This window comes from Streptococcus oralis, assembly GCF_006175905.1.
Classification (GTDB): Bacteria; Bacillota; Bacilli; order Lactobacillales; family Streptococcaceae; genus Streptococcus; species Streptococcus oralis_BG.
The window spans coordinates 651,221-663,890 of the sequence record NZ_SSNB01000003.1; the positions used below are offsets into that span (position 1 = coordinate 651,221).

Sequence of the window (12,670 nt, forward strand, 5' to 3'; positions counted from 1 at the left end):
CTCTCTATCAAGTCTAGCTTTGTGCCTCTTGACTTTCTTCCTTCTTTTCCATGAGATAGATATCTCCGAAACTCTCCTCTTGCACGAGGATCAGTTCCTGGGTTTTGATTAACTCTAGGGTTGCCAAAAAGAGGGTAATAACCTCTTGAACATTCTGGGCTTCCTTGAACAAATCCTGCAAACGCAACTGGTCTCGTCCTGACAAGGACTCTTTTACGATGACCATCATGTCCTCAATCTTATACTCATCCCGCAAGATGGTCGTGTGATTCTGTGCGAACTCCTCTTTTTTCTTGGCTAGGATATTTGAAAAAGCCAAAAAGAGGTCGATGGTCGTCCTATCATGCACAAGCTCCGCATCTTCGTAGATCAACTCTGTCGGCGCTTTGGAATAGTACTGGGCCCGATCTTGGTGCTTAGCCTCCAAGTGCACACCCAAGAGTTTGAACTTGCGGTATTCTTCGATTTGGGAGAGGAGATCCTGCTCCAGATCATCCTCCAAATTCGCCACTTCTGCCACCTTTGGAAGAAGCTTGCGGCTCTTGATCAGCATTAACTGACTAGCCATGACCATGTACTCACCCGTCACTTCTAGACGCATGGCCTGCAGGGTTGAGACATAGGCTAGATACTGTTCGATGACTTCCGTAATAGGCACATCATAGATATCCATCTGGTACTTAGAGACTAGGTGCAAGAGCAAGTCCAGTGGCCCTTCAAAATCTTTTAATTTAATATCCATTATCTATATTTTTCTAAGGTCAGGACTGTTTTTAATCCTAATTTTTTTGCTATTTCGTACAAATCAACCTTGTTTTCTATTTGTCTTAGAATGAACTGTTCCCGCAAGGCTTGGGCTGATAAGGTTGGGAATCCTTTCTCCTTAACAAAGGACTCCAGCTGACGAAAGGCCCACTGACGAGAATAGGCTTTTCCTCCCCTTTCAAAAAGATAGGTCTGCCCCATCAAGGGTTTCAATTCTGAAAGCAAGGTCGTGGGAATGGTGACAATCCTCTGTTGGGAAGCCTTGTTAATTCGCAGCACCTGAAAATCCAGATTGATATCCGCAACCTTGAGAGCTAAAATCTCGCTAGGCAAGAGTCCCATTTCTAAGATTAAGAGCGCCAGCAAGCGTCCTTCTGGATAGTCACTTTCCTGCCAAAAAGACTCCAGATCTAACAGTGCTGGCTTTTCGATCTTCTTTTCAGCTTGTTTGGCTAATTCCAATCGGTAAAAGCTGTCCACTTCTCCATTTCGATAGAGAAAGTAGAGAAATTGGTTACAGGCCGAAAGTTTTCGCTTCTGGGCGCTGATTTTTAGATTGGCTAGCTGGCCTTGGTAAATCTTGAGACTAGTTTCAGAGATCCGCTCACCTACAATGTCTAAAAATTGCTCCAGATCATATCTATAGGATTGTTTGGAATTGGCAGACAAACCCTGCTTTTTCTCTAAAAAGGCTGATATCCTATCTCTCATTTGCATCGAATCTCATATTCCTTACTAAAGTCATGCAAGAGGGCATTAACTGCCTTGAGGATGGACTTGCGCGTGATGATTCCTTGGAAAATTCCTTCATCATCTACGACTGGCAAGAAGGGTTCATCTACCAGTTTATGGAGGACCTCTGTGATGTTATAGTCTGGAGCGACAACTGCCACATCCGTCTTGGTCATATTGACGATGTCTGTCGTTGCCATCTGCTCATCTGTCAAACCCTGCTCCATTTGATAAGCCAAAATATCTCTCAGACCAATGGTTCCAACAAAGCGTTTATCAAAGGTCACAACTGGGATACGGGTATAGGTGATTTGGCTCAGCACCAAAATTGCATGGTCGGCGTTATGGGTATCAATCAAAGCTGCTAGGTTCTCAGCAGGGGTAAGGAAAGTCTCTTCCTGCTCCAATAAAAATGCTTCAAATTCCTTGGCAATCATCGAGCAAACTCCTTGGACAAGCCTGGATAAATCTCATGATCACGTGTCAAAAAGTCTACTTTAAAATAGCTGTTATCAATCTCCACACGGGCATAGAGACACTCTCTAATAGTGCCTCGTGGTTGGCTGATGGAACCTGGATTGAGAAAAAGAGTCTTTCCTTCCATCCAAGCACTTGGCACATGCAAATGACCATAGAGACAGATATCTGCTTCTTCTTCCTGAGCCCAGTAGTCCAACTTTTGAAAGTTGAAATTGATATCAAACAAGTGTCCATGCGTCTGGATGATCTTGGTCGGACCAAGTTGAGTCACCAAACGTTCTGGGTAGCCAGCATAAAAGTCCATGTTGCCTTTGACGACATGGATACCCTCCCAGAGCGGAGAATCGGGACGGAGTTCAGAGTCACCATCGTGAAAAATGGCATCGACTTTCCCCAGATAGCGATCACGAATTTCTTCCACAATCAAGCTATCTCCGTGGGAATCACTCATTACAATGATGGTTTGCTTTGCCATGATGGAAATACCTCCAAAAGTTTCTTAACGGCTAAGGCACGGTGAGATTGGCTATTTTTTTCTTCAAGGGTTAATTCAGCCGCTGACTTGCCTGTCTCCCCTACAAGGAAGAGAGGATCATAGCCAAAACCATTTTCACCCTTGGGCTCAAAGTTAATGTAGCCCGGCCAGTCAGCTTCGACAACCAAGCTTTCCTTGTTTGGACTGGCTACAACCAGAGTCGTGTGGAATTGAGCCGAACGGTCCTTAAGGTCAAAGACCATGGCCAATTCGTGCAAGAGTTTGGCATTGTTTTCACGGTCAGTAGCTCCCACGCCAGCGAATCGCGCTGACCAGACTCCTGGTAAACCGCCGAGGACATCGACTTTGAGACCTGAGTCATCTGCTAGAACCATCTTGCCTGTTAATTGGGAAATGGTTTCGGCCTTAAGTCTAGCATTTTCTTCAAAGGTCATGCCTGTTTCTGCTACTTCAGGCAGGTCAGGATAGTCATTGAGATTTTCCACATCATAGCCTAGTTTGTCAAAGATAGCTCGGAATTCCTTGGTCTTGCCCTCGTTACGAGTCGCAATGAGCAGAGTTTCTCTGATCCTGCTAGTTTCAAAGAAGGCTTCTACATCGACTCCTTCTTTAGGCAATTCAACATGCAAAAGCTTTCCATTTTCAACCAAGAGCAGAGCCCCCTGACGTTGGATGACTTCTAGATTGCGGCCTGCTTCTGCATTTAAAATCTCAACGATAAAGGAGAGCAGACGAAAGTTAGAAGACCAGCGCATCACCGTTATCGTAATCGGAAAGCCATTTTCCTCATCACGAAAAATCCGCGCTAAATCCATAAAATCAAGCTCGAGAGGATCTTTGATAAGGCTATAGATGCCTCCATAGACATCCCAGACACCGACATACCAGTCCTGGTCATCCTTGTATTCATAAATTTTGTTTGTCATAAAGTTACATGCTCCACATGAATCTCTTTTTCCAGCCATTCTGCTCCAATCTGGGCAAAACTTTGGCTATTGGCTGTTGTGTAAAAACGATGTTGAAGAGGTCCCGCATCTCGGCTACGATTGATTTCAAAATAGTTCAGCAAAACCGAGATATCCCGTACACACTCTGCCCCACTATCGATGAGCTGAACCTTAGGTCCCATGACATTTTGGATGATAGGGCGAAGGAGTGGGTAATGGGTACAACCCAAAATCAAGCTATCCACCTTGCCGACCAAGGGACGCAGGGTTTCATAAACCACTTTCTTTGTTACACTGGTTGACAGGGCACCAGACTCCACCAAGGGGGCAAACTTGGGACAGGCCAAACTCTCCACCTGTAAGTCCGGATCTAGATCATGGATTTTTTGACGGTAGATGTCTGATTGTACCGTCATGGGTGTTCCAATTACTCCGATTTTCCCACCTTGGCTGGACTTGATGGCTGCCGAAGCTCCTGGCAAAATCACACCTAGGACGGGAATGTCTAGTTTCGCCTTGATTTCTTCCCAGACGACCGCAGTCGCAGTATTACAAGCAATGACAATCATTTTGACATCCTTGGTCAAGAGAAAGTTGACCAACTGCCAAGTATATTCACGAATTTGCTCAGCAGGACGGGGACCATAGGGCGCCCGTGCCGAATCTCCAATATAGACGATTTCTTCATGGGGAAGCTGGCGCATGAGCTCACGAACAACGGTCAAGCCCCCGACACCCGAATCCAAAAAACCAATTGGTCGATTATCCATACAGTTTTCTTTCTAGTCTTTTTTCTGATTGATAGTTCATCATAATTACTCGTCCTAAATGAACGGACAGACAGCTTGATAGAATGGCAACTGCCTCTCTTTTAATCATAATCAAATATCAATAGAATGCAAGGAAAAAGTCTTATCCTTGAGAGCTATTGAACATAGTGAGAAGTCTGGAACTTTCATCCCAGACTTTTCCTATTTATTTCTTTTTATTGTTAGCAAGGGCTGCTTTTTGTTGGCGGATGATTTGGTGGTAAACTTGTTGTACCTTGGCTTCGCTTGGTTTTTGACCATTTGCGCTCAAAAGAGCACGAACTGCCTCAGCGTTCAAACGTGGGTTGTCCGCAAATTCTTTTTCGATTTGCTTACGAACCAAGTACATCCCTCCAAGAGCTCCTCCTAGAAAAGCTAACACAATCAAGATAATTGCTAAAAGTAAGTCCATTCTTTTTCTCCTGTTTCTTTTTGAGTCTTCTATATTATACCATAAAGTGACTTTCCTGACTAGTTTAGATTCCCTGTTGATATTCGTTATTTTTCCACCCTGTGTTTTGAAGAGAGCTTCTATTTTACGCGATTTGCTAATACTATCATCTTATAAAAATAGACAAACACAAAGCTGTGTTTGTCTATCATCCGAAACAGTTATAGGAGATACCGTCTCTTTACTGTCTATCTTTCTTTTCCCAGATTAACAATCTGAAACTAGTATAAATCAGAACGATTCCGCTCAGCTGAATCCATAAGGAAATTCTTGAACCTGTGCTAGGAAGATGACCTGCATTAGAAATCATTGATAACTCCTTCGCGCTCTTCTCTGTTGATATCTGTTTAATATCTTGCACTTGTTTTGGAGTGTCTAAAAGAATTTGAGAACTTTCTGGAGTAGGTGGCTCAGAATTTGTCTGAAGTCGTTGATCCTGTTTAACAAGATCCCTCTCCGTCTGATCTAGAATTTCTCTATAGTAATCATCCGCCTGCTGCTTTTCTTGCATTTTCAGTTTAGTCACTAAACGGTTGTAGTTCACTTGAGTAGCAGCTTGTGCCGTTTGCAAGTTGCTCAACTGCTTAATTGCCGCAAGTTGCGCTGCTTCCTTGGCTTTCACCTTTTGTTCAGCTGCTTCTAGCACCTCTTCAGCTTTGGAAAGTTGTTCTTCAGCTTGAACCAAATTCGACACTTTACTCTTTGCTTCCATCACTGCTGTTTGAGCTTTGACGAGTTGTTCCTGAGCAGTGTCCCTTTTTTCAATAGCATCAGCAAGCGTACTAGTAGCATCTTTAAGCAAAGCTTCTTCTTTGGAAACATCGGCTTGTGCAGCAGTCAAGTTCTTTTGTGCAATAGAAAGGGCATCCCTAGCTTTTGATAAAGCCTTCACTTTATCATCCTTTTCCCTTTCAACGTTATTAGCAATTGTTTGTGCTAACCTCAAGGCCTCTTGATCAGCTTCTAACTGATTTTTAGATTCTTCTAAAGCTTGTTTAGCTTGTTCAAGCCCAAGAGGTGTTTGCGCTGCTTCATCAAAGGCTGTTTGAGCTTGAGTGGCTACTAAATGAGCTTGTTCATAAGCTGTTTTTGCATTTTCCTTATCAGCTTGAGCTTGATTATTTGCTGTCTGAGCTACATCAAAGGCTGTCTGAGCTTGTTCAAGCTTTTCTTGATTTGCTTCCCCAGATTTTCCACCAATTGGCGTCGCATCAAAATTGTTTTTACTAGCATATTTCACCTGATCTTCCGAAACCATCGTGAAATGAGATACTGTAATATCGTTCTCCATTGAAAAATCAACGCCTAGATAATTCTTTTGACTTCCTGTATTCAAACCAGAAATAGATTTAGCATGCACCCACTCATAGCCATTATACATGAATTCAACTAATGAAAAATAAATATCACGTTTCATATCTGCCACACTCATTTGAGAAGTGTTTGCTTTCCAGATATATGCATTTTCGTAATATTGAATCCCTTCTTGTTCTTGTTCAGAACTAGTTGTAACCAGTCCATACTCACGCGCAACTCGGTTAATACCCCATGAGTCATGATGGTAACGATTCATCAAATCCCAAGACCAATTATCATTTTTATATTCACGTGCTACTTTATCCGCAAATTCAAGTGCCGAAGGAGTAACAACTACTTCTCCCGTCCCCATCTGCGAACGAATTTGGTTAATCAATTCTGCTGTAAACTGAGATATTTCCAAACGGACATCATAAGGAATATTATTTGTATCTATCAGCGTTTTACTATCATTTGGGTCTGCTACATAATTGTTAAAAGATTTAGCCTTATCATTTACGGCTGTCAAGGTAGCTTCAATCTGACTAATCTGTGACTGCGGAGTATTTGGATCTGCCAATTGTTTTAAAGCAGCAATATATTCTGGAGTCATATAGAACGTATTCTTAGTATTAGATGTAACTGGAGCACCTGTATTCTTAGCTGCACTCAATGTAGCTTTTGCTGTTTCAAGTGCTGACTGTGTCTTTTCTGCTTTTGCACTAGCATCATCAAATGCTTGCTTACTTGTTAATACTGCATCATCAGCCTTACTCTTATTAGCAGTCGCTTCAGCTAATTTCTTCTGACGTTCTTCATCTGATTGATTGGCCTTTTCTACACCTTGTTGAGCTTTATCAACCGCGGTTTGACTGGCAGCGACTTTCGTTTTTGCTTGTTCAAGGTTTGTAACCGCATCAGATGTTGACTCTGTCAATGTTGACTGTGCAACATCAACATCTTGTTGAGCTTGGGTTGCTTTTTCAGCTTCCCCTTTTTCCTTCTCTTTTGCAGCGGCTAAGGATTGAGCTTGACGATCCACTTGCGACTGTGCTTCTTCAAGCTCAGTCTTGCTGCTTACCAGATTGGCTTCTGCTTTTTTTTCTTCATCCAACTTGGTCGCTAGGTCTGATTGCGCTTCTTTTAATGCAGTAGGCGCAGATTCTACAGCCTCTTTTGCTACATCAACATTCTGCTGAGCTATCTTCAGTTCATCTTTGGCTGTAGCTGTGGATTGTCTAGCCTCCTCTACATTCCTTTGAGCTTCCGACACTACTCGATTTACACGATCAAAGTCTGCTTTTGCTGCATCTACTTCACCTTGTGTAACGTTAGAAACAGGTGATTGTTTTTCTTCTCTTTGAGAACTCGTGTTCTCTCCTGAAGGCGTTGAGTTTTCACGCACTTGATCCGCTTTAACACCTTTCGTAAAGAAAATCGAAAGAGCAACTGCACTTATTGAAAATGCACTGAGCATTTTTTTAAACATAAAATATTCTCCTTTAATTTTTATCATTAGGAAAAATGACTAAATTATTTTATCATGTTTACCTTTATCAAGAAAGACGTCAAGTATTAAATATAGCGTATTTATTTGAAAATCAAAGAAATTGTCATTAAATTGTCATTTATTTTTTTCTAAAAATCCTCATAAAAACGGGAATCTTTCAAGGAAGACATTTTTATAAATGGTTCTTCTTGACAATCTTTTTACTTTTTTTACATTTTAAAGACGAGTTTTAAAAAACAGTATATTATTTAATTATTTACTTTTTAAGTTGACAATCATTTTTCTTTATTTGAGTCAGTTAACTCTATCCTGTTATAAATATTTAATATATACTTCTACAAAATAAAAAACAAACTTCATCTAGAAGCTTGTTTTTTTGTGAGCCTTACTCTAAAATCGTTTATTTACTTTTTAAATATAGTGCTAAGCTATGATACGGTTTCAGAAGGATTTTTTCTGATACTTCTACATCTTTATAGTTTGAAATCAGAATCTGTCCATTTTGATAGTCTACTGGTAAGTCGATTTCCACTTCTGTAGCATAAAAGTTATTGAGGACCAGTAACTTTTCATCCTCATACTGACGTTCAAAGGCATAGACTTGCTGACTGTCTTCAAAAGCTGGTTTGTAGCTTCCTTCTGAAATGATCGGCATTTCCTTACGAAGTCGAATCAAGTTTTGGTAGAAGGCGAAAATTGGGCCTTGGATGTCATTTTCTACGTTGATGTGAGGGTAGGATTTTCCTGCCTTCAGCCATGGAGTACCTTTTGAGAAACCAGCATTTTCTGAAGCATCCCACTGCATGGGAATGCGTGAATTATCTCGTGACTTGGCCTGAATAATCTGGAAGGCTTCTTGCTCACTTTTCCCTTCTTTTAAGAGCATCTGATAAGCATTGAGCGATTCGACATCCACATAATCATCCATCGAATCATAATCAGGGTCAATCATTCCAATTTCCTCACCCATGTAGATATAAGGTGTCCCACGTGACAGATGAATGCTTGCCGCCAACATAGTCGCCCCTTCGTTTCGGAAATTTTGAATATCAATAAAACGGTTCAAAGCACGAGGTTGGTCGTGATTGTTCCAGAAGAGGGCGCTCCATCCGTTTTTGTCACTCATCTCTTTGCCCCAGCTATGATAAAGACTTTTCAACTCTTCAAAATCAAAGGGAGCTAGGGTCCACTTGTGCCCGTCCTTGTAATCTACCTTGAGATGATGGAAATTGAAGGTCATGGATAATTCCTGACGGTCAGGTGACGAATAGAGGACACAATTTTCCATAGTTGTAGAGGACATTTCCCCAACTGTCATAAAGCTATCGTCTGTTCCAAAAGTGGCCTGATTCATCATGCGTAAATAGTCATGAACAATAGGCTTGTCTGTGTAAGCTGGCTTTCCTTCATTGTCAGGGCAATCCACTAAGACCTCATCCTTGCCAATCAAATTGATCACATCAAATCGGAAACCTTTGACACCCTTGTCCCGCCAGAAGTTGACCACTTTGAACAACTCTTTGCGGACATTGGGATTGCGCCAGTTAAGATCTGCCTGAGTCTCATCAAAGAGGTGGAGATAATAGTTTCCTGTCTCCCCAAAAGGTGCCCAAGCAGAGCCACCAAACTTAGAAATCCAGTCTGTCGGTTGATCTTGGATGAAGAAAAAGTCTTGGTAATACTTATCGCCGGCCAGGGCTTTCTGAAACCATTCGTGTTCAGTCGAACAATGATTGAGCACCATATCTAACATAAAGTCAATCTTGTGCTCTTTACCAACACGCACCATCTCTTCAAAATCAGCCATATCACCAAAAAGGGGATCCACTGCCATATAATCTGAAATATCATAACCATTATCCCGTTGAGGACTTGGATAGAATGGATTGAGCCAGACCATATCCACACCTAGCTTGGCTAGATAGGGGATTTTTTCGATAATCCCACGGAAATCCCCAATGCCATTTCCAGTGGTGTCTTTGTATGATTTTGGATAGATTTGATAGACTACTTTTCGTTTATCAAGTGCCATCTGTTTCTCCTTTTCCGATAAAAGGGAGGAACCTGTGTTCCTTCCCTATTTGTGCTATTTTAATTAGATCCGTGTTGCAAGCATGAGCGGTTGACCAGCTTGAATGATCGTCGGATAAGTTCCAGTGATAGTCGCTGTATAAGCATCTTGGTTGGTGATGATAACAGGAGTTTCTGTTACGAGACCCGCAGCCTTGATAGCATCTATATCAAAGCTAATTAGTCTCTGATCAACTGTGACGTGGGCTCCTTGGGCTACATGACTTTCAAATCCTTTGCCATCAAGATCGACTGTATCCATACCGATGTGGATGAGTAATTCCACTCCCTCATCAGAGACAATACCGATGGCATGCTTGGTAGGGAAAAGAACTGTCACTGTCCCATTAACTGGAGAAATCAACTCACCTTGGCTTGGTTCAATGACTAGACCTTGTCCCATAACGCCTGATGCAAAAACAGGGTCCGTCGCTTGACTCAATTCTTTCACTCGACCAGCAAGTGGGCTGACAATTTCTACTGGAGCATGGGTTACTGGCTCGTGAGTCACAAATTCTGCTTCCTCTTGGGCAACGAATTCTGCTTGCAAGGCTGTATCGTCCTCTGTTTTTGTAAAGAAGCCTGCCTTACGGAAGAAGAAAGTCAAGAGCATTGGTACAACAATAGCAACTAGCATGGTTCCTGCAAATGGAAGCATATATTGAGGTTGAATAGAGAGGATACCTGGCAATCCACCGATACCAATAGAAGCAGCAGTCACGTTAAATGTCACAGAAAGCATACCTGCAAGAGCAGAACCAATCATCCCAGCTACAAATGGATAGATGTATTTGACATTGACCCCAAAGAGGGCTGGTTCTGTAACACCGAGATAGGCTGAAATGGTTGCAGGAAGTGAAATCTGAGCCTCACGCTCATCATGACGATGCATGAAATAATAGGCAAATACGGCAGAACCTTGGGCAATATTGGAAAGAGCAATCATTGGCCAGAGGGCAGTTCCGCCCGCATCCGCAATCAATTGTGTGTCGATGGCATTGGTCATATGGTGCAAACCGGTGATGACAAATGGAGCGTAGAGGGCACCAAAAATCGCACCGAAGAGCCATTTAACTGGACCAGTCAAGCCTGCCAAGACAACTGCTGAAAGTCCTTGCCCTATTGTCCAACCGATTGGTCCCAAGACAGTATGAGCCAAAATCAAAGCTGGAATCAATGACAAGAAAGGTACAAAAATCATGGAAATGACTTCTGGAATATGCTTGCGCCAGAAGATTTCTAGATAAGACAGACTCAAACCTGCAAGCAAGGCTGGGATAACTTGGGCTTGGTAACCGATACGATTAACAGTGAAGTATCCAAAATTCCAAACCCAGTTTGCTGCAATCTCTTCTGTTGAAGTAGAAGCAACCGCATAGGCATTGAGCAACTGAGGCGATACCAAACAGATCCCGAGCACAATTCCCAAAATTTGGCTGGTTCCCATCTTACGAGAAACAGACCAGGTAATTCCTACTGGCAAGAACTGGAAGATCGCTTCACCAGGCAACCAGAGGAAGTGATTAACCCCTGCCCAAAACTGAGAGGATTCTGTGATGGTCTTGCCATCCAACATCGACCAATGCACACCTTCCAAGACATTACGGAAACCGAGGATCAATCCTCCGACTATCAAGGCTGGAATAATCGGAGTAAAGATTTCAGCTAGAGTGGTCATAATACGTTGAAGTACATTTTGATTGCTCTTAGCTGCGGACTTGGCTGCTTCTTTGGAGACACCCTCAATACCTGAAACAGCTGTAAAATCATTATAAAAAATCGGCACGTCATTCCCAATGATCACCTGAAATTGACCTGCATTGGTAAAGGTCCCTTTGACGGCTGGAATCGACTCGATAGCCTTAACATTGGCCTTCTTTTCGTCACCTAGAACAAACCGCATCCGTGTCGCACAGTGGGTTACGGCAGTGACATTCTCCTTACCTCCGATTGCTTGAAGCAGATCTTTGGCTTCTTGTTCAAATTTTCCCATTTGATTCTCCTTATACTTGTCAAAGCAAGCTTGACTTGATAATTCTATTGTAAACGATACCAAACTTGTATGCAACTTGTTTGGTATAAAAAGAGGATTTTTTTGTAAAATTTCAAACACTTGTATGGTAAAATAGATACAGGTGTTCATTAAACTAGACTAAAAACCTATTTAAGGAAGTAACATGAAGAAATACCAACAATTATTTAAGCAAATCCAAGAAAACATTCAAAACGAGACTTACGCTATCGGAGAGTTCCTTCCTAGTGAGCACGACCTCATGAACCAATATCAAGTGAGTCGTGATACTGTCCGAAAGGCTCTTTCCTTACTCCAAGAGGAAGGATTGATCAAAAAGATAAAAGGGCAAGGTTCTCAAGTTGTCAAAGAAGAAACGGTCAATTTCCCTGTCTCCAACCTAACCAGCTACCAAGAGCTAGTCCAGAAACTTGGACTTCGCTCTAAAACCAACGTGGTCAGTCTGGACAAGATTATTATTGATAAAAAATCCTCACTGATAACTGGTTTTCCAGAGTTTCGCATGGTTTGGAAGGTGGTGCGCCAACGTGTCGTGGATGATCTGGTATCCGTTCTGGATACAGACTATCTGGATATGGAACTGGTCCCAAATCTCACTCGCCAAATTGCTGAGCATTCTATCTATTCTTATATAGAGGACGACCTCAAACTCCATATTGATTATGCTCAAAAAGAAATCACTATCGATCATAGTAACGATAGGGACAAGATTCTCATGGACATAGGCAAAGATCCTTATGTTGTGTCCATTAAGTCAAAAGTCTATCTCCAAGACGGTCGTCAATTTCAGTTCACTGAAAGTCGCCATAAGTTAGAAAAATTTCACTTTGTTGACTTTGCCAAAAGAAGTCAGAAATAAACACATACAGTTGGGAAGAATCTCAACTGTTTTTTGGTAATAAATGATCTAGTTAATCATTGGAAAAGAGGGACTCTATCCTGCTTATTCTACTATTTTAAGAAAAAACAACAGCAAATATGTATCTTGCTAAAAACCTCTTGACAAATAATAGGTAATCAGTAGAATGGGATTTAAATAGAAACAAAAATATAGGGATTTGTTTTACAAAATGTAAACGGTT

11 protein-coding genes are annotated in these 12,670 nt (G+C 41.8%); 1 reads left to right on the forward strand and 10 read right to left on the reverse strand.

Annotation, left to right across the window (positions count from 1 at the left end):
• Positions 1-13: 13 nt before the first annotated feature.
• The 10 genes from E7Y33_RS09030 to treP form a co-directional block, all read right to left on the reverse strand.
• On the reverse strand, positions 14-742 hold the full coding sequence (locus E7Y33_RS09030) for a segregation/condensation protein A (RefSeq protein ID WP_139690282.1): 729 nt from the start codon (positions 740-742) through the stop codon (positions 14-16).
• Complete coding sequence (gene xerD / locus E7Y33_RS09035) at positions 742-1,476, reverse strand: site-specific tyrosine recombinase XerD (protein ID WP_337189389.1); 735 nt, start codon at positions 1,474-1,476, stop codon at positions 742-744. Before xerD ends, E7Y33_RS09030 begins: the two co-directional genes overlap by 1 nt.
• Positions 1,473-1,934, reverse strand: a complete 462-nt coding sequence (gene cbpB / locus E7Y33_RS09040) for a cyclic-di-AMP-binding protein CbpB (protein WP_000560696.1) — start codon at positions 1,932-1,934, stop codon at positions 1,473-1,475. The genes xerD and cbpB overlap by 4 nt, the downstream gene beginning before the upstream one ends.
• Positions 1,931-2,452 (reverse strand): metallophosphoesterase, encoded by a 522-nt coding sequence (locus tag E7Y33_RS09045; protein ID WP_139690284.1) that lies wholly within the window; start codon positions 2,450-2,452, stop codon positions 1,931-1,933. The genes cbpB and E7Y33_RS09045 overlap by 4 nt, the downstream gene beginning before the upstream one ends.
• Positions 2,428-3,438: a nucleoside-triphosphate diphosphatase gene (locus E7Y33_RS09050; protein WP_419865828.1), complete on the reverse strand. Its 1,011-nt coding sequence runs from the start codon at positions 3,436-3,438 to the stop codon at positions 2,428-2,430. The genes E7Y33_RS09045 and E7Y33_RS09050 overlap by 25 nt, the downstream gene beginning before the upstream one ends.
• Positions 3,396-4,190 carry a glutamate racemase gene (gene racE, locus E7Y33_RS09055; protein WP_007522320.1) on the reverse strand — a complete coding sequence of 265 codons (795 nt, stop codon included), beginning with the start codon at positions 4,188-4,190 and terminating at the stop codon, positions 3,396-3,398. Before racE ends, E7Y33_RS09050 begins: the two co-directional genes overlap by 43 nt.
• Before the next feature lie 205 nt (positions 4,191-4,395).
• Positions 4,396-4,641, reverse strand: coding sequence for a YneF family protein (locus E7Y33_RS09060; RefSeq protein WP_000364980.1), 246 nt, complete (start codon positions 4,639-4,641; stop codon positions 4,396-4,398).
• A 220-nt stretch (positions 4,642-4,861) separates the two neighbouring features.
• Positions 4,862-7,465: an SEC10/PgrA surface exclusion domain-containing protein gene (locus E7Y33_RS09065; protein WP_139690286.1), complete on the reverse strand. Its 2,604-nt coding sequence runs from the start codon at positions 7,463-7,465 to the stop codon at positions 4,862-4,864.
• 421 nt (positions 7,466-7,886) lie between these two features.
• On the reverse strand, positions 7,887-9,518 hold the full coding sequence (gene treC, locus E7Y33_RS09070; protein ID WP_139690287.1) for an alpha,alpha-phosphotrehalase: 1,632 nt from the start codon (positions 9,516-9,518) through the stop codon (positions 7,887-7,889).
• Positions 9,519-9,581: 63 nt separating this feature from the next.
• Positions 9,582-11,549 (reverse strand): PTS system trehalose-specific EIIBC component, encoded by a 1,968-nt coding sequence (gene treP / locus E7Y33_RS09075; protein WP_161976058.1) that lies wholly within the window; start codon positions 11,547-11,549, stop codon positions 9,582-9,584.
• Positions 11,550-11,733: 184 nt separating this feature from the next.
• Here treP and treR point away from each other — a divergent pair, with 184 nt between their 5' ends.
• Positions 11,734-12,447, forward strand: a complete 714-nt coding sequence (treR, locus tag E7Y33_RS09080; protein WP_139690289.1) for a trehalose operon repressor — start codon at positions 11,734-11,736, stop codon at positions 12,445-12,447.
• Positions 12,448-12,670: the final 223 nt, after the last annotated feature.